Source organism: Fodinibius sp. SL11, assembly GCF_052060035.1.
Taxonomy (GTDB): Bacteria; Bacteroidota; Rhodothermia; order Balneolales; family Balneolaceae; genus Fodinibius.
In genome coordinates this window covers 23,417-45,629 of record NZ_JBPOEA010000016.1, presented here as the reverse complement: position 1 = coordinate 45,629, position 22,213 = coordinate 23,417, and the positions used below count along the sequence as shown (strand labels likewise).

General features: G+C 42.9%; 20 protein-coding genes. 11 read left to right on the top strand and 9 right to left on the bottom strand.

Annotated features, from left to right (window positions below; translation table 11 throughout):
* Positions 1-46: 46 nt before the first annotated feature.
* Positions 47-1,456: a tRNA uridine-5-carboxymethylaminomethyl(34) synthesis GTPase MnmE gene (gene mnmE / locus ACQ76V_RS13845; RefSeq protein WP_441001100.1), complete on the top strand. Its 1,410-nt coding sequence runs from the start codon at positions 47-49 to the stop codon at positions 1,454-1,456.
* Positions 1,457-1,648: 192 nt separating this feature from the next.
* Here mnmE and ACQ76V_RS13840 read toward each other — a convergent pair whose 3' ends face one another.
* On the bottom strand, positions 1,649-2,530 hold the full coding sequence (locus ACQ76V_RS13840; protein ID WP_441001099.1) for an MFS transporter: 882 nt from the start codon (positions 2,528-2,530) through the stop codon (positions 1,649-1,651).
* 282 nt (positions 2,531-2,812) lie between these two features.
* Here ACQ76V_RS13840 and ACQ76V_RS13835 point away from each other — a divergent pair, with 282 nt between their 5' ends.
* The 3 genes from ACQ76V_RS13835 (at position 2,813) to ACQ76V_RS13825 (ending at position 5,213) form a co-directional block, all read left to right on the top strand.
* Positions 2,813-3,415 (top strand): short chain dehydrogenase, encoded by a 603-nt coding sequence (locus ACQ76V_RS13835; RefSeq protein ID WP_441001098.1) that lies wholly within the window; start codon positions 2,813-2,815, stop codon positions 3,413-3,415.
* A gap of 27 nt (positions 3,416-3,442) precedes the next feature.
* A complete protein-coding gene (locus ACQ76V_RS13830) occupies positions 3,443-4,111 on the top strand; it encodes a Tll0287-like domain-containing protein (protein ID WP_441001097.1) in 669 nt (222 codons plus the stop codon).
* 91 nt (positions 4,112-4,202) lie between these two features.
* Positions 4,203-5,213: an LLM class flavin-dependent oxidoreductase gene (locus ACQ76V_RS13825; RefSeq protein WP_441001096.1), complete on the top strand. Its 1,011-nt coding sequence runs from the start codon at positions 4,203-4,205 to the stop codon at positions 5,211-5,213.
* Positions 5,214-5,269: 56 nt separating this feature from the next.
* Here the strand turns inward: ACQ76V_RS13825 and secG are convergent, their stop codons facing one another.
* The gene (secG, locus tag ACQ76V_RS13820) at positions 5,270-5,677 is read right to left on the bottom strand and encodes a preprotein translocase subunit SecG (protein ID WP_441001095.1); all 408 of its coding nucleotides are present in this window, start codon (positions 5,675-5,677) and stop codon (positions 5,270-5,272) included.
* 150 nt (positions 5,678-5,827) lie between these two features.
* On the opposite strand from secG, the gene ACQ76V_RS13815 reads away from it, so the two are divergent.
* Complete coding sequence (locus ACQ76V_RS13815; protein ID WP_441001094.1) at positions 5,828-6,721, top strand: mechanosensitive ion channel family protein; 894 nt, start codon at positions 5,828-5,830, stop codon at positions 6,719-6,721.
* Between the two features lie 38 nt (positions 6,722-6,759).
* Here the strand turns inward: ACQ76V_RS13815 and ACQ76V_RS13810 are convergent, their stop codons facing one another.
* On the bottom strand, positions 6,760-7,434 hold the full coding sequence (locus ACQ76V_RS13810; protein WP_441001093.1) for an SOS response-associated peptidase: 675 nt from the start codon (positions 7,432-7,434) through the stop codon (positions 6,760-6,762).
* Between the two features lie 89 nt (positions 7,435-7,523).
* Here ACQ76V_RS13810 and ACQ76V_RS13805 point away from each other — a divergent pair, with 89 nt between their 5' ends.
* Both ACQ76V_RS13805 and ACQ76V_RS13800 read left to right on the top strand, forming a co-directional pair.
* Positions 7,524-8,471, top strand: a complete 948-nt coding sequence (locus ACQ76V_RS13805; protein ID WP_441001092.1) for a CPBP family intramembrane glutamic endopeptidase — start codon at positions 7,524-7,526, stop codon at positions 8,469-8,471.
* Positions 8,472-8,560: 89 nt separating this feature from the next.
* The gene (locus ACQ76V_RS13800; RefSeq protein WP_441001091.1) at positions 8,561-9,931 is read left to right on the top strand and encodes a DEAD/DEAH box helicase; all 1,371 of its coding nucleotides are present in this window, start codon (positions 8,561-8,563) and stop codon (positions 9,929-9,931) included.
* A gap of 163 nt (positions 9,932-10,094) precedes the next feature.
* On the opposite strand, the gene ACQ76V_RS13795 is transcribed toward ACQ76V_RS13800, so the two are convergent.
* The 3 genes from ACQ76V_RS13795 to ACQ76V_RS13785 form a co-directional block, all read right to left on the bottom strand.
* Complete coding sequence (locus ACQ76V_RS13795; protein ID WP_441001090.1) at positions 10,095-11,333, bottom strand: aminotransferase class I/II-fold pyridoxal phosphate-dependent enzyme; 1,239 nt, start codon at positions 11,331-11,333, stop codon at positions 10,095-10,097.
* Between the two features lie 230 nt (positions 11,334-11,563).
* Positions 11,564-12,997, bottom strand: coding sequence for a pyridoxal phosphate-dependent decarboxylase family protein (locus ACQ76V_RS13790; RefSeq protein WP_441001089.1), 1,434 nt, complete (start codon positions 12,995-12,997; stop codon positions 11,564-11,566).
* Between the two features lie 98 nt (positions 12,998-13,095).
* Positions 13,096-13,752: a lysostaphin resistance A-like protein gene (locus ACQ76V_RS13785; protein ID WP_441001088.1), complete on the bottom strand. Its 657-nt coding sequence runs from the start codon at positions 13,750-13,752 to the stop codon at positions 13,096-13,098.
* A gap of 124 nt (positions 13,753-13,876) precedes the next feature.
* Here ACQ76V_RS13785 and uvrA point away from each other — a divergent pair, with 124 nt between their 5' ends.
* Complete coding sequence (gene uvrA, locus ACQ76V_RS13780) at positions 13,877-16,687, top strand: excinuclease ABC subunit UvrA (protein WP_441001087.1); 2,811 nt, start codon at positions 13,877-13,879, stop codon at positions 16,685-16,687.
* A 91-nt stretch (positions 16,688-16,778) separates the two neighbouring features.
* On the opposite strand, the gene ACQ76V_RS13775 is transcribed toward uvrA, so the two are convergent.
* Positions 16,779-17,381: a hypothetical protein gene (locus tag ACQ76V_RS13775; protein ID WP_441001086.1), complete on the bottom strand. Its 603-nt coding sequence runs from the start codon at positions 17,379-17,381 to the stop codon at positions 16,779-16,781.
* A gap of 371 nt (positions 17,382-17,752) precedes the next feature.
* Complete coding sequence (locus ACQ76V_RS13770; protein ID WP_441001085.1) at positions 17,753-18,001, bottom strand: hypothetical protein; 249 nt, start codon at positions 17,999-18,001, stop codon at positions 17,753-17,755.
* 109 nt (positions 18,002-18,110) lie between these two features.
* Here ACQ76V_RS13770 and ACQ76V_RS13765 point away from each other — a divergent pair, with 109 nt between their 5' ends.
* Complete coding sequence (locus ACQ76V_RS13765; protein ID WP_441001084.1) at positions 18,111-19,667, top strand: hypothetical protein; 1,557 nt, start codon at positions 18,111-18,113, stop codon at positions 19,665-19,667.
* 30 nt (positions 19,668-19,697) lie between these two features.
* Entirely contained in the window at positions 19,698-20,459 is a 762-nt protein-coding gene (locus tag ACQ76V_RS13760; protein ID WP_441001083.1) for an ABC transporter ATP-binding protein, read from the top strand.
* A gap of 49 nt (positions 20,460-20,508) precedes the next feature.
* Here ACQ76V_RS13760 and ACQ76V_RS13755 read toward each other — a convergent pair whose 3' ends face one another.
* On the bottom strand, positions 20,509-20,817 hold the full coding sequence (locus ACQ76V_RS13755; RefSeq protein WP_441001082.1) for a GIY-YIG nuclease family protein: 309 nt from the start codon (positions 20,815-20,817) through the stop codon (positions 20,509-20,511).
* 359 nt (positions 20,818-21,176) lie between these two features.
* On the opposite strand from ACQ76V_RS13755, the gene ACQ76V_RS13750 reads away from it, so the two are divergent.
* A complete protein-coding gene (locus ACQ76V_RS13750; RefSeq protein ID WP_441001081.1) occupies positions 21,177-22,211 on the top strand; it encodes a methyltransferase domain-containing protein in 1,035 nt (344 codons plus the stop codon).
* Positions 22,212-22,213 lie beyond the last annotated feature (2 nt).

The following is a 22,213-nucleotide window of genomic DNA, read 5'->3' as shown; positions in this document are numbered from 1 at the left end:
TTTTATTAGAATGATATAAGATGCAAAACGCCTTATATTTATTTCTATGACAAAACAAAAAAACACCTCTCACAAAGAGCAGCAACAAATTACTCAAAAGGAACCCATCACAGCGATTGCCACTCCGGTAGGAGAAGGCGGCATTGCCGTCATTCGTATTTCTGGGAAAAATGCTATAGCAAAAGTTAATGAAGCATTTCGTGGTAAAAACCTTACCGAACAAGATTCGCATACCGTCCACTTTGGGAATATTGTAGATCAAGATGGCAATGTTGTCGATGAAGTATTAGCTACGCTTTTCCACTCTCCCAAATCATACACCGGTGAAGATACCGTAGAAATTTCGTGTCACGGTGGAGTACTTGTAACTCAAGCGGTATTGGAAACAATATTAGATTTAGGTATCCGTTCAGCAGAACCCGGAGAATTCACTCAGCGTGCATTCTTAAATGGAAAAATGGAGCTAAGCCAGGCCGAAGCAGTCGCCGATCTCATCCACGCAAAAAGTAAAAAAGCACTGGATGCCGCCCACCAGCAGCTGGAGGGTCGACTGGGAGAACATATTAAGGAGTTTCGTCAGCAGATTATTGACGCTACGGCCATGGTGGAACTCGAGCTCGATTTTGTCGAAGAGGACGTTGAGTTTGCTGACAAAGAAGAGCTGGAGCGAATCCTGAAAGAACTCGATGAGGAAATTGATAATCTGCTGGCCACATATGAAACAGGACGCTTGGTTAAACACGGCGTGCGAACCGTTTTTATAGGGCTTCCTAACGCCGGAAAATCCACCCTACTGAATACCCTGGTAGGCAAAGAGCGTGCTATTGTTACCGATATTGCGGGTACTACACGCGATACTATTGACGTAGACTGGAGTTACGACGGACTTCGATTTAAGCTCACCGATACGGCCGGACTTCGCGATACTGACGATGTCATTGAGGCTGAAGGCGTTAAACGATCGCAAGAGGCTTTCAAAAAAGCTGATCTGGCGGTCTACCTTAAAGATCTGTCAAAAGAGCTCACCCAAGAAGAACGGGAAGACATCGCCCGCTTTCAAAAAGCGGCCGGAGAAACTCCCTTTGTACTGATTGGAACCAAAAACGATATTGCACTGGATGTGGACGATGAACGCATGAATTACGATCTAAAAATATCCGCGCTTGAACATGAAAAGATTGAAGAACTTAAAAAGCTCATGAAACAGCGTGCCTTAGAAAATAAGGAGTATGATTCGTCCAGCATACTGGTTACCTCAAGCCGTCACCGCGACGCCTTGAAAAAAGCCCAGGAGAATGTCCGCAGTGCATTACGTGCATTAGATCAGGGAATGACCGGCGACTTTCTCTCTATCGATCTACGATCAGCTTTAAAAGACCTTGGAACTATCACCGGAGAAATTACTACTGAAGATATTTTAGACTCGATTTTTTCACGGTTTTGTATTGGAAAGTGAATTTTACTTAGGAATACCTTTTTTGGAGAATGAGCAATATCAAGAAACAACTTACTCCCAGCATCAATAATCCAATGACAAAGCCGGCCCAACTCCAGGCTGACAAAATTATTCCCGAAGTGGTACCGATGATGCTGGAGCCTATGTAATAAAAAAGCCAGTATAAGCTGGTCGCCGTACTTTTACCACTCTTCACAGAGGCCGACACAATACGACTGGCTGTTGTATGTGCCCAAAAAATCCAAACGTCAATACCCCAAGTCCCACTACAAACACCCAAATATTAGTTGATAAAAGCATCACCAGTCCAACCAAAACTGTCACAATTAAGACTTTTAGAATCGTTGCCGGTGTATATAAATCCGACCATCGGCCGGCAGCTATTGATCCGCCAATACCCACGGTATACATCACATAAACCAGCGCAATAATATAGTGAGGCAATGAAAAAGGCGGTCCTTCCAACCGAAAGTTCAAATAGTTATACGTGCTTACAAATACACCCATTAGTAATGCGGCGATCATAAACAGGGCAAACAGTATAGGCCGACGCAAAAATAATTGCATTTGTCGGAACTTATAGCCCATCTGTATTTTCTGTGACTCAAAATGCTGTGATTTAGGTAAGATCCACAAGAAAATAACAGCAAGCACTATACCGATAACCCCAACGATTAACGTAGTATAACGCCAACCCAGCCAACCATTGAGGAACCCGGCGCTCACACGTCCCGACATACCGCCAAGAATATTTCCGCTTAGATACAAGCTGATAATAAAACCTAAGACGTTGCCATGTACTTCTTCGGCTAAATAAGCCAATGCTACCGCTGAGATTCCCGAGATGGTCATGCCTTTGAGAAAATTGACAACCACCAGTACCGCAAAGTTTGGGGACCCTGCCGATATAATTGTCAACAGAGCAGTGCCAAACATGCAGGCAGACATTAGCTTCTTTCGCGGCCATCGATCTGCCCAAAATGCAAAAGCGAACAATCCCGCAGCCATTCCAGCCGTTCCTCCGGAAATCGCCAAACTACTTACGGCAGGTGAAACAGAAAATGCTCTTCCCAATGCCGGTAATAAGGGCTGAAAAAAATACAACTGTGCAAATATGGAAAGTCCGGTTAGGATAATTCCCCACTGTATTTTTTGGTACCGCAGCGTGCCCAGTTGTGCTTTAGTTACTACTCGATCAGCGATAATATCTTATTAAAGTGCGTTTTATTTACTTTGATTTAATGCAAATAATAGGGTTTTCATTTCAATATTTTGGAATATATCCCAAAACGGAAGTACCTTCTTTTTTGTTTATATCAGTTCAACTACCATAAACCTCTGATCATAATATTTTTTATGAAAATTCTACTTATTGGTGGCACCGGAACGATCGGTTCTGTCCTTACTGACCGGCTGAAAGATGACCATGAACTTATTATTGTAGGACATTCCTCAGGTGATCTGCAAACCGACATTACTGATCCCAAGGCCATACAATCATTGTTTAAAGAGGTCGGAACCATCGATGCCGTTATTGTCACCACGGGTTCGGCACCAATCAAACCACTCAAAGAACTTACTAATGACGATTTCATCGAAGGGGTCAAAAGTAAAATGATGGGTCAAATTAATGTGGCTTTGACAGCACTCGACTACCTGAATGATGGAGGAAGCATTACGCTTACCACCGGTATTTTATCACACGATCCCATCCCGCAAGGTACTATCTTAAGCACCGTTAATAATGCTGTGAACGGATTTGTGATCGGATCGTACGGAGAATTTATGCAGCACGGCATTCGTATTAACGCGGTAAGCCCTGCGCTGGTGGAAGATTCGGCTGAAGCATTGGGCGATTACTTTCCCGGTCATACCCCTGCTAAGATGAAACATGTGGCAAACGGCTACATCAAAAGCTTGCAAACCCTAATCACCGGTCAAATTATCGATATAGATTAACAGGGATATTTCAATTAAATTCGTAGTATGACTGATATTCTTTTCAATCATATTGTTGCGCGCATTATGCGACCTTTGATATTACTGATCTTTATTATGGGGATGGGGATTGGCTGTAACTCCGAAACCCATAAACAAGAAAAAAACAAGCAAATAGATTATGATACAACGGCCGTAGTTCAGGAGGGTAAAAAAATTGCTTCAGCTACATTTAAAACGTTGAGCGGTAATTTGCAACAAGCCTTGGCCGAAGGTGGTGTAGACTATGCCCTGCAATTTTGCAATGTCGAAGCCATGCCCCTCACCGATTCGCTTTCGAGCTATCATAATGTTACCATCCGTCGTGCCAGTCACAAGCCGAGAAACCCATCAAATAAAGCAGATTCATTAGAAATGCGGGCTATCGAACAGTATTTAACCCAATTGGAAAAAGGAGAGAATCTGGAACCGATAACGTATTCAGATGATAAAACAATCAGCTTTCATGCGCCTATCACCATCACGAATAAACTTTGCTTGAATTGTCACGGCCAACCGAACAAAGATATTGCCAAATCAAATTTGTCAAAAATTCAAGAATTATACCCTATGGACCGAGCTACGGGATTTTCCATGGGAGAACTCCGGGGCGTATGGTCGATAAGATTTCCTGCCTCTCATTTTGATTCAACTCAGATAAAAAAGATCGCTCAGTAATCTGCTTCACGGAGTACCCAAAACGCTTCCCCACTATTTCATTTTAACATCACTGTTCAACCTTCAATAGAATTGAATCCAAAAACATTTTATGAGCAAGAACCTGCTTTCTGATATCAAGTATTCTGTTTTAGATTTAGCCGTCGTAACCGAAGGCGATAGCCCCGCCGATGCCATCAATAAAAGTCGCGATTTGGCTCAGCATGTAGAACAGCTGGGCTATTCCCGCTTTTGGATGGCTGAACATCACAACATGGAGAACATTGCCAGTTCGGCCACCTCTGTTTTGATTGGATATGTGGCTGAAGCAACCAACACCTTGCGTATTGGCTCCGGCGGCGTAATGCTTCCCAATCACTCCCCACTCGTTATCGCTGAGCAGTTTGGTACGCTGGCTTCCCTATATCCCAATAGAATAGACTTGGGACTGGGTCGAGCGCCCGGCACGGATCAACAAACGGCACAGGCCATCCGCCCAGACCGCATGCAGCAAGTGCAACAGTTTCCAAGAAATGTACAGCAGCTGCAACAGTATTTTTCTGCCGAGAACCGTTCGTCTGACGTGCGCGCCATTCCCGGCGAAGGCACCGAAGTGCCCCTATGGATTTTAGGATCCAGTACCGACAGTGCCCATCTGGCAGCCGCACTGGGTTTACCTTACGTCTTTGCCAGCCATTTTTCGCCACAACAATTACATGCGGCCCTGCAGGTTTATCGCGAAAAATTTGAACCATCTGATCAGCTGGATGACCCTTACGTTATGCCTTGCGTAAACGTAATTATTGCTGATACCGACGAACAAGCCCAATATCTGTCCACCTCTCTCAAGCAGATGTTTATGGGTATAGTGACCGGTGAACGCAAACCGATGGGGCCGCCTGTTGACGATATGAGTACCGTTTGGAATATGCGTGAGAAAATGGCGGTAGAACAGATGCTCAAATACACTTTTGTGGGCAGTAAGCAAACGGTGAAAGAAGAGCTTTCGGACTTTGTAGAAAAAACTAATGCTGACGAGATTATGACCGCTACCTACATTTTTGATCACGATCAGCGGCTCAAATCGCACCGACTTTTCTCTGAAATCATGAATGAGAAATAAAAAAGCCCGATCTCTATTAAGAAATCGGGCTTGTAAAATCTTTATAGTATCGGAAGTTAGTTCCCGTCTCCCGAATTTCCTCCGTTATCTCCGTCTCCGTTGTTGCCGCCTTGATTCTGTGGCAACTCAGGTACAGCTGAAGGGGTTTGCGAAGCATCATCCAACCCATTGCCCTGCTGGGCAGGTGCTTCAACTCCACTTTGTTGTACGGCACTTTCTGTAGCCCCTCCACGATTAATCGCAAAGTTCGCCAATACGCTGAGCACTAACAACGCTGCGCCAAGCACGGTTGTTGACTTTGATAACAGGTCGGCTGTGCGACGAGCACCAAGACCCTGTCCACCGGCTTGACCTCCTGCCAGTCCACCAGTAATTCCTTGTCCCTGTCCGGGTTGCAATAGAATTACAATTACCAAAAGAATGCTGACAAGTGTAATTATCGAGAGTATTATTGTATAAAGCATAAGTAAAATCTATCTAACGGTAATTTTCAGACCCGTAAAGTTATTCAAAATTCCTTTTCTTTCCAATGAAGATATAGTAGAAATTTAGTTGTGATGCACCTATAATAACTATTTCATCCAGCAAATATTCTATCACTTAATAATTTTGTCGTGCCAAACTTTCCAGCAAGAGTTCAAGAGTTTATCCAAAATTCACCGGGATTTTCTTACCAGATATTTTTGTCCATCATTGCCATCTTTATAATTTGGCTGATTCGGGTGATCGCTATCCGGATCATTAATCGAAGATTGCCGGAAGCAAAAACACAGTACAAATGGCGTAAAAACTTAACGTATATAGCTGTTTTTCTCGGCTTTTTGATTGTGGGGCGCATCTGGTTTGAAGGGTTGCAATCCCTTGCCACTTTTTTGGGACTACTTTCGGCCGGTTTGGCAATTGCGCTTCGGGGTCCTGTTACCGATTTTGCCGGCTGGATTTTTCTGCTCTGGCGAAAACCTTTTGATGTGGGAGATCGCATTCAGATAGGAGATATCAAGGGCGATGTTATTGATGTCCGGGTTTTTAAGTTTACCCTGCTGGAAATCGGCAATTGGGTGCATGCAGATCAAAGCACCGGTCGTGTTATTCATGTACCCAATCATCTGGTTTTTGATGATTCTCTGGCCAACTACACCAGCGATTTTGAGTTCATCTGGAACGAGTTGGAAGTGCTCCTCACTTTCGAAAGCAATTGGAAAAAAGCAAAGCAGATCCTCCAAGAACTGGCCGACAAGCACTTAAAAGATTATGTGGAAGAAGCTCAAAACCAAGTAAGCCGAGCAAAAAAATCATATCTCATCCATTACCGCTACTTAACCCCCACAGTCTATACCGAAGTTCGCGAAAGCGGGGTCTGTCTAACTATTCGACATCTTTCCAACCCTCGGAAGCGGCGAAGCCTGGGACAAGATATCTGGGAAGATGTATTAGATAAGTTTCATGAAAACGATGACATTGATCTGGCCTATCCCACTATGCGGATTTATAAAGAAGGTGAAAACTAATTCCCGGATTCCGGAACAAGTTTAACTGAGTACTTTAATTATTTGGGAATCGGCTGTATAAGTTCAGGGCCATTATTCTCAGGATCATTTACATCTTCTGAAACGCGGTTAACCGTCAGCTCAGTCATAGCATAACCGTTTATTACGTCCTCAAGGTCAGGTTCTGTTAATTTTTTATCAGCAAGCCATTTTTTATAGTGATTCGGATGAATAAGAATGGGCATACGATCATCAACCGGCTGAACCAGAGGATTTGCCTCGGTGGTAAGCATCGCACAGGAATAAACGTCGCGCCCCGCCGAAGATTCCCATATCGAATAAATACCGGCCATAGCCGTCAGCTGATTAGAAAGCAGCCGGATATAAAAAGGAGTACTTTTCTTTTCACTAAACTTCCATTTGTAATATCCGCTGGCAGGAATCAGGCATCGACGTTGCTCAATACATTCTGTCAACCATTCACCATCATTGAGATCCTCTATTGGTACCTCAAAATTTTCATTACCCTCCATTTCTTCTTCGGCATCGGGCGGAATCAATCCCCAGCGAAAATTATAGATTTTGCGTTCTCTATCTTCTTGATAAACCACTGGGGTCAGGGAACCGGGCGTGATATTAAAATCCGGATCAAAAAAATCATCCCGCGCCGTTGATACGTCAAATAATTGTTCTACTTCCTGCTTGGATGCCTGTAAGACAAAGCGGTCACTCATAAATTTATGATTTCCTTCAGCTTTTCATGTAGATTATGTGGCCTTTATACTAAGGTAACCGAATTAAAACTGCTAATGTTTCTTTTGTTATGAACATCTTTATCAATGAGGACGAGCAGCGCCTAAAAGCCGGATGGCGGCTGTTAGTTCAATTCATCTTCATGTTTTTATTTGTTGGCTTTGGAATTTTGGGCGTGCAACAAATACTGGAAGACCCCATGATGGTGTATACCACTATTCCTCAATTTGCGGGAATTATTCTAAGTGTTTGGCTGGCTGCACAATTGTTGGATAAGCGCTCTTTTTTTGATTACGGCATCAAACTCAACAAGCAATGGGGGAAAGATTTTTTATCCGGATGCCTGATTGCAGCTTTTTCTATCGGTTCTGTTTTTCTTATTCAATGGACCTTAGGGTGGGTAACGATTGTTGAATACGGTTGGGAAGCAGAACTGGAGACCCCTTTTTCTACCGGAATTATGAGCTTCTTTGTAGCTATGCTAATGGTGGGTTTCCATGAGGAGCTATTTTCCCGTGGGTACCAGCTTCTGAACCTCACCGAAGGATTAAAATACCCCGCAGTAGGATTAAATGGAGCTCTGGTTACGGCCATTTTACTTACATCTTCGCTATTTGGGCTAATGCATTTCTTTAATCCCAATGCTTCTTTTATTTCAACCTTCAATATTATTTTGGCCGGTATTGTGCTTGCCGTTCCGTATGTTCTTACTGGCCGTTTGGGATTATCGGTCGGCCTTCATTTTAGCTGGAATTTTGTGATGGCCGGTGTTTTAGGTTTTCCTGTAAGTGGCAAAAAAATCGAGTTTTCCATTCTCCAGATTCAGCAATCGGGCAGCGATTTTTTTACCGGAGGTGCTTTTGGCCCCGAAGCGGGTATACTGGGCTTATTGGGGATGGCAATAATATTAGGGGGAGCACTCGTTTATATAAGGCAGACTCGGCACGAACTATACATTGATCCGTTGTTTAAAAAAGACTATCAACCGGCTGCGAAATCAGATGAGCAAAGCCGATAAGTTTTGTATATTCTGCTATTGATACGCATCGCTTGGTTTTGAAGCGAATGCTTGAAGAACAAACATTAATAAAATGAAAGGTTAGAACGTTGAAGTTTGAAGAAATGACGTTAAGCCCCAATATCATGAGCGGGCTTCAAGACATTAATTACACTGAACTTACTGAACTGCAAGAAGAAGTAATCCCAGCTGTACTGGAAGGCCATGATGCACTTATAAAAGCCGAACCGGGAAGCAGCAAAATAGCCTCTTTTGTAATTCCTGCACTGGAGCAGGTAAATAACAGAGATGATAAAGACGGTACTTCGGTACTGGTTTTAACCCCCAATCCCAAGGAGTCAAAAGAGATTGACGAGCTTGTTTGGGCTATGGGTTATCATGCTCAAATTGAGTGTGCATCTATTGATATGGATACCGATCTCGAAGAGCAAAAAGAGGCTATCCAAAGTGAAGTCGAAGTTATTGCCGGTAATCCCGGCCCCTTGCTGGATGTTTGCCAGGATCTTCGATTCATATTCCGACACGTTGGATTGGTGGTTATTGATGCAGCGGATGAGATGGTTGCCCTCAATCTACAAGATAAAATTCAAAACATCTTAAAACGGGTACTCAACGATCATCAGACCCTCATTTATGCAAAGGAAGTAAATGATGATGTTAAAGAGCTTACCAAAAAACATACGGAAGATCCCATCGCTATTGGCTTCGAAGATAAGCCGGGCATGTTAACGGAACCGCCAAAGGTTGATCAAAATCTGACCCAGGGATATATCTATGTGCCCAACCGCATGAAGATTACCACCCTGATGGCGCACCTTGAGGATACGCCTACCGATAACTGCGTGATTTTTACGGCCTCTAAGCGAGGTACGGATCGCCTCTATCGAACGCTGCGCAAAAATGATAGAAAGGCTACAAGCCTACATGCAAAGCTTTCGGATGAAAAGCGATCCCAGCGCTTTGCCAACTTTACCAATGGCGATGTGCAGTACCTCTTGGTTGCTGATATTCCGGCCGCAGAGCTGGGGCTCGATCGCGTAACGCAGGTTATCAACTATGATGTGCCCAACGATCCAAATGAATATCGCTATCGCGCCGGACTTGTCGGATCTGGCAAAGCATCACGCATTGTATCATTGGTTTCCAAACAGGATCGCAGTGATATCAATGAATTGGAAAACAGTCTTGGTCAGGCGCCCAAAGAACTACCACTGCCTGAGAAGGTCAAACAAAAACTTGAAGAACGTAAGAAACAGAAAAAGAAGAAATCCCGAGGCGGTAAGCGCGATAACCGATCCAAACGAGGCAGTCGAAACGGACGCGGTAAAAAGAAGAAAAAAGACAATGAACTGCAGCTTCCACGCCCCAGTTACGATAAGCTTAGCGGCGGTAAAAAGGGTGATTCGCCTAAAGATCAAAAAGATGGCGTTATTGGACTGATTAAAAAGTTGTTTTCTTAAACCTCTAAACTTTTGAAATTCTAAAAAGGACGAGTTAACAGCTCGTCCTTTTTTATTTTATCCCACACTTCCCTTCTGGGAGTAACATCCATAAATTATTAAATAAAAAAGCCCCGCCGGATAACCAGCGAGGCTACGAAATAGCTTCGAGAATTTAAAAAGATTAAGCGGTCATCTTCTGCTTCTGTTTTTCCGCTTCGGCAAAAACAACCTCCTTAATCGCATCGAACCCTTCAAGAGTTTTTTGGATGTGCTCTTCTGTATGGGCCGCGGTAGGGATTAACCGTATCAATACAGTTCCCTTTGGTACGACCGGATAGGCAACACCACTTACAAAAATTCCGTGCTCCTCACGCATCTTGCGCATAATAAGCTGACAAAGTTCCGTACTGCCTTTTGTTAGTACAGGTGTTACCGGACATTCAGCGGGCAGTACATTATAACCCATATCACGAAGTCCGCCACGCAGCATATTTGTATTCTCCCAAAGTTTTTCTCTCCATTGGGGATTGTTACGAATCATCTTCAACCGCTTTCGCGCTGACTTCACAATCGGCATCGGTACCGACTTCGCAAAAATCTGGCTTCGAACATTCGCTTTCAAAAATTCAACAACACGCTCATCCGTAGCCACAAAAGCACCTATCAACGCAAAAGCCTTGGCAAAAGTCCCAAAGTAAAGGTCTATTCCATCGTGGCAACCCAAATGGGTTCCCGTACCGGAACCGTCTTTGCCCATTGTACCCACTCCATGAGCATCATCAACAAGCAAACGGAATGGATACTCTTCTTTAAGAGCAATCATCTCATTTAAGATGCCCAAGTCACCTGTCATCCCAAAAGCCCCTTCGGTTACTACAAGAACGGCTCCATCATCTTTTTTCTTGCGGTGGGCACGCTCTAATTGCGTTTTAAAACTTTCGATATCGTTGTGCTTAAACACATACTTTTCAGCCATAGCCAGCTGTTTTCCATCAACAATACAAGCGTGGCTCAGCTCGTCATAAATAAGAACATCGTTGCGATCCACCAAAGCATGAATTATGCTCATAATTCCCTGATAGCCGTAATTCAGCAAAAAGGCATCATCCTTATGGACAAAATCAGCCAGTTCTTCTTCCAACTTCTCGTGCTCGCTCGAGTTCCCCGTCATTAGGCGGGCTCCCATCGGACTACTCAAACTGTAATCCTGGGCAATTTCAGCATCATACTCTTTTACTTCTTCATTGCTTCCAATCCCTAAATAATCATTGATGCTCCAGACAATGACATCATCACCATTAAACTTCATTACGGGTCCCAGTGGACCTTCAAGTTTAGGGTAGGTATAATACCCGTATCCATCTGAAGTAAATTCTCCTAACGGGCTTGGTCTGGACTCAAGCTTATCAAATAAATCCATAAACTAACTTGTACTAATTGATTTGGTTATATGTAGATGATTCTTTTATTCACAAAGTGTGAAAAAAGTGACTGTAAAAACATTTAAAAAAGGTAATGAAAATAAGCCGTATCTCAAAAACAAGAACCTCCCTAACATACGCACCTAAGCTATTGTTATTCATAAACTTACCTGTAAAATAAGTTTATTTATATTAAATTATTAATATTCGACCTATCTTTTTAAACCCTTCATTTTCCCAACTTTTTACCAATTTCCAAGACCACCTTTTTTAGCAACTGTATATCATCTTTATTGGTACGGGGATTGATAAAACAAACTCGAAGTGCTGTTTTTCCATTGATTTTTGTGCCTGTCAGAAAAATACGGCCATCCTCTTCAATAGCCTGAATTATTTGATCATTGAGCGTATTCAACTCGACCCCATCCATTCCACCAGGATTATACCGAAAGCAAACTATCGAGAGTGGTACCGGGGCCATAAGCTCCAACTCCTCATCTGACTCTATCAGTTCCGCCAGAAAGGTAGCTTTACTAATATCAGAGTTTATCTCATTACGTAAACGGGTAGCCCCATACGCCTTTACCGTCATCCAAACCTTCAACGCCTTAAACTCTTTGGTAAGCGGCAGGTTATATTCCATCAAATCGGTTCGCTCGCCATTTTGCTCATCAGATTTCAGATAATCGGGAATGGTACTAAATGTTTGGCGTAAATGATCAGGATTTTTTACCAAAGCGCCGCCTGCCTCAAAAGGCACATATAACCACTTATGGGGATTCACCACAACCGAATCTGCCTTTTCAATGCCCGAGAATATTGGGCTCACGCCCTCAACTTTTGCAGCCGGGCCGCCATAGGCCGCATCAATGTGGTACCATAGATCATAACGTTGACAAATTTCTGCCACGGTCTCCAAATTATCCACAGCCCCGGTGTTGGTTGTGCCGGCCACGGCAATAGCACAGATAGGATGAAAGCCCGCATTTTTGTCTTTGCGAATTTGCTCCTCCAACTGGTCAACATCGATACGAAACTCATCGTCAACCGGAATTTTACGCAGATACTTCTTGCCCAGCCCCAGCATATCCATGGCTTTGTCAAAGCTGGAATGCCCCTCTTCAGAAACATATACGGTCATGGGCTGTGAGCCGTAGATACCCTCGTCCGAAATATCGACCGGTGCCTTAATCTTACGTGCTACGGCCAGACAGTTAAAGTTTGCCACCGATCCGCCACTGAGCAGTACCCCGGCACTGCTGGTCGGATAGCCGATAAACTCTGCCACCCATCGCATTACCAGTCGTTCCAGCTCGGTACTAACCGGCGATGAATGCCATTTTAGATTGTTCTGATTGAGAGAGGCCTTGATCATCTCTGCGAGCACTGCCGCCTGATTGCCCCCACCCGTGATATACCCAAAATAACGCGGACCAGCGCTATTGGTGATGGTACTCAAAATTTTGTCCCCAACTTCATCCAGCAGAGAATCCATATCTTGCGGATCATTGGGCAGCGATTCATTCAAAAGCTCCTGCACTTCATCGGGACCTTTTCCTGCAAAAACTTTTGATTCACTGTGTTCTTGATAGTGGGAGGCGATTAATTTGCCGGCTTCATCAATCCAGTGTTTAAACTGTTTGGGAGATACATCAAGACTCATTATCTACAATTTTTATATAAATTATTCTAAACATGTATGACTGAATATAATTTTCTTCCACCGAACTCCATAGCCGATCCTTATAGTCAAATAACGAATTAAAACCCCTCATAGAAATGAGTCCCCAACCCGACAGTAAATAGCAACCATCCATAAATGACATGCTCCACCGTGACCCAATACAGCGACTGGGTTCGTTTATAGGTGATCCCAAATAAAAGACCTGCCAAAAAGCTCAGAGCTACCGCCCACCAGTTGTCATAGACCAAATGCAGAAAAGAAAAAGCCAAGGCGCTTATAATTATTTCTCCATGCTTAAAACCAATTATGTTTTTGTATCGATGAAAAAAGAAAGTTCGGTAAATAAATTCCTGTGGTAGAGCAGAAAAAATTGGATATAGAACCATGATTATCATCCATAGCAACGGCTGCTCCGCCGGAAGTATAAATAGGTAACTGGAATGCAAAACCCAGGTTATCCCTACCAATGCAGGGGCAATAATCAATGACCGCAGTAAGATTGTTTTGCTGATCTGTTGATCCTCAGATCTTCGTAACAACCCTTTTCCAAAAGAAGGATCACGCCAGAGTATATATCCGCAATATCCTGCTACCAAGACAAGCAAAACTAACTTTGGCAATGGATTCCATCCAAAGTATTCGAGCATTGGCAGACCAATAAAAAGACCAATCCCCTCTATTATTTGGCTCCCACCCACAAATTTCGACGTTATGTCTGGCGAATTACTCTGCATAAGAAGTCTTGAACGTAAATACCTCGCTGAGTGTTCTAAATAAATGTTTTAAATGGATTCCACTCTCATTTTTTGTCATAAAATTTGTACCTTTACCCGTTTATAAAAACGCAAAACTAACTGAATGTCTCAGACCAAAACGACTGCTAAAAAAGAGCAATCACAAACCGACGAAGATCGCCCCATTATCGTTAAGGGGGCCCGTGTTCACAACCTCAAAGAAATTGATGTTGAAATTCCCCGAAACCGGCTAACCGTTGTTACCGGTGTGAGCGGATCGGGTAAATCCAGCCTTGCATTTGATACCATTTACGCCGAAGGACAGCGCCGCTATGTGGAGAGCCTTTCCAGTTACGCGCGGCAATTTCTGGAGCGTATGGATAAACCCGATGTAGATTTTATGCAGGGAATTTCGCCGGCCATGGCCATTCAGCAGAAGACCACCTCCTCAAATCCACGTTCCACCGTTGGTACTACCACCGAAATTTACGACTACATGCGGCTTCTATATGCACGCATTGGTCATACCATTTCTCCCAAATCCGGCAAAGAGGTTAAAAAAGACAGTACCAAGACGGTCATTGAAGAACTCCATAACCAGTTTGAGGAAGACACAAAATTTTATGTACTGTTTTCGATCCCCGAACATGAAAAAAAAGGGCTGGAAGATGAACTGCGCGTTTTAAAAGAAAAAGGATATCCACGGCTTTTACACATCGAAGAAGAAACTATTTTAGATCTTACAAGAGATGATGTAGATCCCAACAACATAAAAGCAGCAAATTACCGCGTGCTGGTAGATCGCCTTATTTTAAAAGACGACGAAGACACACGCACCCGAATTGCCGGATCTCTGGAAACCGCTTTTCAAGAAGGAAGCGGGCGCTGTTCGGTTAAGATCCGTGATGGGAAAGAATTAAGGTTCAGTGAGCGTTTCGAGATGGACGGCATCGAGTTTACCGAACCTAAACCACAGATGTTTTCATTTAATAATCCGTTTGGAGCTTGCGATAAATGTGAGGGATTTGGCAAGGTTTCGGGTATTGATGAAAATTTGGTGATTCCGGATCCCGAAGAGACTATTCGTAACGGTGCTATTGCTCCCTATAGCGGCGAAAAGTTTAGTCGACACCTGCGCGACCTCATCAAAGTGTCGGCACGATACAGCCTGCCTATTGATACACCCTACCAAGAACTCGACGACGATGTCAAAGAGATTATCTGGGAAGGCAAGGATGAGTATATTGGTATCCGTCCATTTTTTGAGGAGGTAAAAAGTCAATCCTACAAAGTGCACATGCGGGTATTCCATTCGCGCTATCGGGGGTATAGTCGCTGCCCCGATTGCAAGGGATATCGTGTGCGCAAAGATGCGCTATATGTAAAAATAAATGACAAACATATCGGGCAAGTAGCGGAAATGACCATCGGCCATGCTCGTGATTTTTTTGAAAATCTGGAGCTTACTGAATTTGAAAAAGAGGTGGCTGAACAGGTACTCTATGAAATCCGAAAACGACTCAAATATCTCGATGAAGTAGGACTCAGTTATCTTACCTTAAACCGACTGGCCAAAACACTAAGCGGTGGTGAGGCGCAACGCATCAGCCTGGCCAACTCATTGGGCAGCTCGCTCATCGGCAGCCTGTATGTACTGGATGAACCCACCATCGGCCTGCATCCCCGTGACAATGATCGCCTGATCAACATTCTTAAATCACTCCGCGATATTGGCAATACCGTGCTGGTTGTAGAACACGATCCCGAAATGATAAAAGCGGCCGACAACATTATTGATATTGGTCCTTTTGCAGGTATTCATGGTGGAGAAGTGGTTTTTAGCGGATCGTACGACAACCTGCTGGAAGCCAATACCTTAACCGGGAAATACATCAGTGGACGCAAAGCGATTCCGGTGCCAGAAAAGCGGCGCAAAGGAAGTGGCAAAACGATTACACTCGAAGGAGCGAGGGAACACAATCTAAAAAGCCTCGACGTTGAGTTTCCACTCGAAAAGCTGATCTGCGTGACGGGGGTTAGTGGCTCGGGCAAATCGACCCTCGTACACGATACCCTTTATGCAGCTATCCAAAACCAGATGGGTACCTATAAAGAGAATATAGGTCACCATCGCAAAATTACCGGCACCAATTATATCGATTCGGTAGAAATGGTTGACCAATCCCCTATTGGTCGGTCGTCGCGATCTAATCCCGCTACCTACACCAAAGCTTTTGATGGCATACGCGATCTTTTTGCAGAAACTCGTCAATCCAAGATTATGGGATACGAACCCGGCCACTTTTCGTTTAATGTGCCCGGCGGACGTTGTGAAGCATGCCAAGGCGAAGGCATCCAAAAAATAGAAATGCAGTTTATGGCTGATATCGAGCTGACCTGCGAAGAGTGCGGCGGCAAGCGATATCGCAAAGACGTGCTCCAAGTTAAGTACCGGGGCAAAAACATACACGACGTGCTTAATATGTCGGTATCCGAGGCCATCGAATTTTTTGTGGATGAAAAACGCATCACCAACAAATTACAGACACTCGAAGATGTGGGACTTGGGTACCTCAAACTCGGCCAAAGTGCGCCAACTCTTTCCGGCGGTGAAGCGCAGCGTGTTAAGCTGGCCAAATTCCTCAGCAAATCGGCCGGCGACAGTACGCTCTATTTCTTTGATGAACCCACGACAGGGCTCCACTTTGAAGATATTGCCAAACTGCTCGACTCCTTCAATGAACTCGTAAATAACGGACACACCGTTATCATTATCGAACACAATTTAGATGTGATTAAATGTGCAGATCATATCATTGATATTGGTCCCGAAGGCGGTTTTGCCGGCGGACAAGTGGTTGCAACAGGTACCCCGGAAGAAATTATCGAAGTAGATGAAAGCTACACCGGTCAGTACTTGAAGGATGTGTTATAGTTACACAATTTGCTTTATGAGCTTATAAATAAAAAAGGCTGTGCTTCGAAATAAAGCACAGCCTTTCAACGTATTAATTTTTAAGGAGTAACTATTTTATCCTAGCGTTTCGTATTACTCCCGATCCCTCATCAGGAATATCAAAGCGATTTTTAAGCTCCTGGTAAGACATATCCTGAATCTCGTTTCCTTTGGCTTTTGTCGAACTACTGGCTGATTGCCCGCCCGGAATTAATACATAGCGAAACTTATTATCAGATGGAAATGATCCTGGATCCGTGCTTGGATTATTAGGGTCAAAAAATACCAATCTTACAGTGTCCGGTTTTATCTTAAAATTGAGAGTATAATTAACTCCAGCCATATCTGGATCGACGGGAAGCTTGTAAACAAAATCAGCACCTACAAAGTCACCATATACGTTTACCTCCCCGCTATCTACGATTCCTTGACTAAGATCCGGGGCTATTAGATCACCATAGCGAACTGAATCGCCAAAAAACTCAGCGGGTTCCCACGAATCTGGAGTCATCCAGTCCGAATAAATAACATTAGCTGTACCCTCTTCGCCTTGGGGCCCTTGGTCACCTTGAGGTCCTTGTTCTCCTTGTGGACCCTGAGGGCCTTCCGGTCCCTGGGGGCCTTCGCAGCCCACTATCATTGCCAATCCTATACATAGTGATAAGACTAGCATTAGTAAATTGTTCTCTTTTAAATAAGTCATTGTTATGCTTATTTGATTAGTATTGATGAAAGAAAATTAAAAAGCATCTTGATGATACTTTGAATTCATTTAAACCATAAATGTAAATATTTGTAATATCAAACCAATTCATTAACAAAACCACTTACACTTAGTATATGCGTGAAATATTACTAAATGGGGTCAAATTGACTGTATCTTCGCTCTTATAATCTATAAGAATAATTTTTTTGATTGTTTTCTCGGCCTGTCATTTTCAGCCACTCAAACAACACCAACGATTCACCGTCAATTTTCTTAGTCACCCAAAGGTAAAGGAAGGCTAATCTGATTAGTTGCTAAAAGAAGGGGGCAGTATCAAACTACTGGTCTATTGGTACTATTTGTCCGGTGGGTGTTATCTTTTCACGCGGTCCCGGTTCTTCCTGCGGAAACTTATCAATAGATACATCGGGATCACGATCACTGGGCACGTAATGCACGTGCGATCCATGTGATACAGCTGTGTATGGCTTGGGGTTAAAATATCCGAGCGCATCGGCCAGCGCCAACGAGGCCAGTATTACAACAACAGCTATAAAAATGTACTTGAGCATATTTTTCGAGGTCATAGCTTCACTTCCTTCAGGATTCAAAACAGCTTCATAAAGATAATATTGTCAGCTTGATTCCCGAAATGCTATTTTGGACATTATAGCATTTACAATCAGCTGTTAATCCATGTTTCTCAAACTGATATATCTCAATTGGTCGTCTTTTCTTAATCGACTTACCAAATTTCAAACGTTTTTGGTTATTGGATATATCATTTTTCTGTTACTGCTGTTCTCCAATCTTTTGGGTACCGCACTCGTCATTGTACTATTTGACCATAATCCCATAATTACCGAGCAGCTCTCTTGGGTAACACCCAGTATTCATCATCTTATTATCCTTATTTTTGCTAATGTATTATGGATACTTCATTTCTCGTTTACCAGTACCCGGCTGCTTAATATGGAAATGAACCGGAAGTTGCTGGCTTTTGGTTATCCAGTTAAAAAACTAAGCTGGTACCTTAATGTAATGGGGTTTTTCCACCCCCTGAACGTAATTTATAATTTTACGTGGCTGGTTTTTCTGCTCATGCAGATCAAAAACCCGATGTATATTCCTGTAGTCATTGCGGTAGTGTTGCTTAACTATGCGATTATTTTTTCAATAAAGCATCGATTCCTAAAAATTGTTGAAAAGCGCTTTAAAATTATTGTATTCAGCGGACTCTTTTTAATTTTTGGGACCTTTCAGGCCGTTGTAATTATTTCTCGGGAATTTAAACTGCTCATCACCGAGTATATTCCCAGTATTGAAGTAATAAATAGCTATCTCTTTTATACGCCCGGCGGGTTGTTGCAGTATTCAGCAGCGGGGACCTACAACCTACCCACAGCATCAGCCATTTATGGGTTTAGTGCTTTGCTCATTTTCCTGATATTTCGGGATCACTTTTTAAAAACGCGCGAAGGCTTACAAGAACCTGTTAAAGAGCGCAGAGAGAATCATAAAAACAGAAGCTGGTATTACCTGAAAAAGTGGCTGGGGCTCAATGCTGGCAAGTTCTACTACTACATCTTTTCGCACTCTTACAACAAGCTCCAACTCCTAACCATTGCTCTCATTCCCGCCGTTTATATTCCCCTGCTATTGCAACTCGGCAACAGCTATTACAGTACTCTGCTCATTCCTATTATGTTAACAGCTATTCCGGTAGCCCTGCTGGCTATGGGTTTAGCCAACATGTTTGGATATGAGAACAAAGAGTTTCTAATTCACAGGCAATTCCCCATTTCTTTCGAAAAGCAACTCAAAGAACGTTTTCTGGGGATTATTGCAGTACCTCTTATTATTCTTTATTTGATTACCACCGCCGAAATCATCTACTTGCCTCGGCTGGGATCTGTAGTTGAAATCTATATCTCCAATACTTTTTTCTTCGTTTGTTTTACCCTTGTATTTCTGTGGACCTCCTTTTTTTACTATAAAAAAGCCGACTTTTCCTCGTTCAACTTCAAGCATCCTATTATTTCCCAAAAAGTAAGTTTCATGATGATGTTTCTTATTTTTGGATTGGGGTATGCCGTTTTTGCTCCAATAGGTCAATATCTCATGTATCGCCTTTATATCATGGTGGGCTTAATTATTGCCATAGTTATTTATTTGTGGTGGAATATGGATATGTTGGTACGTGCTTTTAACAAACACGTACTACATAAGGTATGGGCTGATGCCGGGCAGTAGCAAAATTATCTTGACAAGAATTTTTTATCTATGGGTCAACCAATAGAAATAAAAGGACTCCAAAAGTCATATGACAATACTCCAGTATTGCAAAATTTTGACCTATCTGTTCCTGCAGGAAATATATTTGGCCTTATTGGTCCCAACGGGGCCGGTAAAAGTACGCTGATCGGTATTCTTACAGGCCTGCTCGATTACGATGAGGGGAACATCATCATCAATGGACGAGAGCTTAACGAGCAAAATGAGCTGATGATCAAGCGGGAGATCGCCTCGGTATTACAACCGCCACTTCTTTTTGAGCACTTTACCAGCCACGATTTTCTGCACTATATTTGTGATATCTATGAGATTGATAGCAAAACACGACAGCAGAAGATGGACTCATTGCTGGAATACCTGGGCCTTACCGAATTTGAACATGCTAAAATTAACAAGCTGTCATCAGGCAGTCGCAAAAAGCTTTCTTTTTGTGCTGCCATTTTAAGCAATCCGAAAATTCTATTCCTCGACGAACCTTTTGAAAGTATCGATGTTATTTCAATTGGCCGGATGAAAACCATCCTCAATCGCCTGCAACAAAAGGGGGTTACCATTGTCATTACCAGTCATATTCTGGAGATTGTCGAAAACCTCTGCGACGATATAGCCATCCTACACAACCAAAAAATTATTGCCTATCTGGATTCGGAAAGCCGAAAAAAGCTTCAAAAAGATGCCAGCCTAAGCGAAATTTTTGAGAGTTATGTACAGGTAGAGCAACCTAAAAATGACGTGCTTAGTTGGCTGTAGCAAATAGCTTCTTAGATCCTGAAACTAATTCAGGATGACACATGCTTAGTTACGCTTTGGGATTCAATAAGTCTTTTAGTTCTGGGTTTAACTTTTTAATCAAGTTAAATTTCCATTCCCGGTGCCAATTCTTTAACTGCTTTTCTCGTTCTATTGCTTCTTCAATATTCGGATACTCTTCAAAATAAAGTGAAACTTTCAAGTTATACTTGGCTGTGAATGTCGATCCTTTCCCATATTTATGATTAAGTATTCTTTCATCTAATTCACTTGTAACACCAATATAAAGTACGGTACGCTTAACATTGGATAAGAAATAAACATTGCCATTTTTTCCTGAAGAATTTCTATACGGCATATCGTTGCGATTAATATGTATTAAATAGTAATTGATTCAACAAGTAAGACCTTTTAAAGACTTTAAACTTTCAGTATTAACTTCTATGTCATCCTGAACTTGTTTCAGGATCTGTATATTTCCATATCTTTTGGGGTAGCATTGCAGTAAAATAAGCAGATCAACCAAAACTCTTTCCCTGCAATGCTACTAAAGCAGGACGACTTCCCTCATCACAGTAAATCAACATATCTTGCAATAACAATATGGATTCAGGATCTCTACATACCATCACCCAAGGGAACTCCAAAAAGGAAATGACTTTAGCCGCCTTGTTAGTTATAATAAAATATTAACTACCAATTTATGGGGACTCGGTTATGCAAACGGAAACAACACAAGAAAAAGCCAAGAATCCAAAACACGAAGTAGGGTATTTTGAACGGCTAGCTACCCATGTTCGTGATCTCCGCGATACGCCACCCGATGTTTTTGAAGACGTCAGCGTTACCGACTGGTCGAACCTGAGCTGGGAGCAAGTAAATCGGCCTTACAAAGTGGATAAATGGGCTGAGGGCAAAAAGAAATGGGAAGAGGACCATGACGAAAGCATGGGCGTTAAAGAAGGATGGAAACACTTCAACAAGTCATTTCATCAACTCTTTGTAAAGGATGTTCCACAAGAGAAACAGGCGGCTCGCTCGGCCATCTGGAAAAACCTAATGAGCATGGATATCCATGGAGCAGGTGAAGCACTCGAAGAGCTCGTACAACTGCTGGTTTGGAATAAGGTACACCGCGTGGAAGATGCCATTTGGGACCCCCGAGGAAAACGGGCGCTCTTTGAAGACCTCGACTTCGAAAAGCCTAAAGTACTGTTTCTGGGTGCGGCTGACGGTTACGAAGCAATGCAATTAATGGCCCAATATCCCGGGGGGCATGCAGTTCTGGTTGATTATGACGAATTTTGTAAAACCGATCGCTTTGGTAAGTTTCCAGCACAATATCCCTTTTTAGGAAACAATCCCGCTACCGGCAACCGCAAGATATACTATAAAGAAGATATGAATATCGATTTTGTGGTTGAGGATATCCGTAACCTAAAATACGGCAAAGAATTCGATATTGTGGTCAGCATCGGACTCATCGAGCATTTCCCCGATGAATACAAACACGAAGCTTTTGAAATGCATCGCCAGTTCTTAAAACCCGGTGGCTACGCTATTCTTACCACTCCTCGAAATCAGCTACGCAGCAAAGCATTTTATACCGTAATGAGCGATTACATGAATTATGGCTACCGAGAGCTTATGGATATCCAGCAGATGGGACTCTATGCTTGGGAACACGGATTTGATATCCTTCGCGCCGGATACATCAAAGCGCATAACGGACTAATCTGCAAGGTACGGTGACT

Coding starts and splice junctions, on each gene's coding strand:
- mnmE (WP_441001100.1), top strand. CDS start 47: ATGACAAAACAAAAAAACACCTCTCACAAAGAGCAGCAACAAATTACT.
- ACQ76V_RS13835 (WP_441001098.1), top strand. CDS start 2,813: ATGAAAATTCTACTTATTGGTGGCACCGGAACGATCGGTTCTGTCCTT.
- ACQ76V_RS13830 (WP_441001097.1), top strand. CDS start 3,443: ATGACTGATATTCTTTTCAATCATATTGTTGCGCGCATTATGCGACCT.
- ACQ76V_RS13825 (WP_441001096.1), top strand. CDS start 4,203: ATGAGCAAGAACCTGCTTTCTGATATCAAGTATTCTGTTTTAGATTTA.
- secG (WP_441001095.1), bottom strand. CDS start 5,677: ATGCTTTATACAATAATACTCTCGATAATTACACTTGTCAGCATTCTT.
- ACQ76V_RS13810 (WP_441001093.1), bottom strand. CDS start 7,434: ATGAGTGACCGCTTTGTCTTACAGGCATCCAAGCAGGAAGTAGAACAA.
- ACQ76V_RS13805 (WP_441001092.1), top strand. CDS start 7,524: ATGAACATCTTTATCAATGAGGACGAGCAGCGCCTAAAAGCCGGATGG.
- ACQ76V_RS13795 (WP_441001090.1), bottom strand. CDS start 11,333: ATGGATTTATTTGATAAGCTTGAGTCCAGACCAAGCCCGTTAGGAGAA.
- ACQ76V_RS13790 (WP_441001089.1), bottom strand. CDS start 12,997: ATGAGTCTTGATGTATCTCCCAAACAGTTTAAACACTGGATTGATGAA.
- ACQ76V_RS13785 (WP_441001088.1), bottom strand. CDS start 13,752: ATGCAGAGTAATTCGCCAGACATAACGTCGAAATTTGTGGGTGGGAGC.
- uvrA (WP_441001087.1), top strand. CDS start 13,877: ATGTCTCAGACCAAAACGACTGCTAAAAAAGAGCAATCACAAACCGAC.
- ACQ76V_RS13775 (WP_441001086.1), bottom strand. CDS start 17,381: ATGCTAGTCTTATCACTATGTATAGGATTGGCAATGATAGTGGGCTGC.
- ACQ76V_RS13770 (WP_441001085.1), bottom strand. CDS start 18,001: ATGACCTCGAAAAATATGCTCAAGTACATTTTTATAGCTGTTGTTGTA.
- ACQ76V_RS13765 (WP_441001084.1), top strand. CDS start 18,111: ATGTTTCTCAAACTGATATATCTCAATTGGTCGTCTTTTCTTAATCGA.
- ACQ76V_RS13760 (WP_441001083.1), top strand. CDS start 19,698: ATGGGTCAACCAATAGAAATAAAAGGACTCCAAAAGTCATATGACAAT.
- ACQ76V_RS13755 (WP_441001082.1), bottom strand. CDS start 20,817: ATGCCGTATAGAAATTCTTCAGGAAAAAATGGCAATGTTTATTTCTTA.
- ACQ76V_RS13750 (WP_441001081.1), top strand. CDS start 21,177: ATGCAAACGGAAACAACACAAGAAAAAGCCAAGAATCCAAAACACGAA.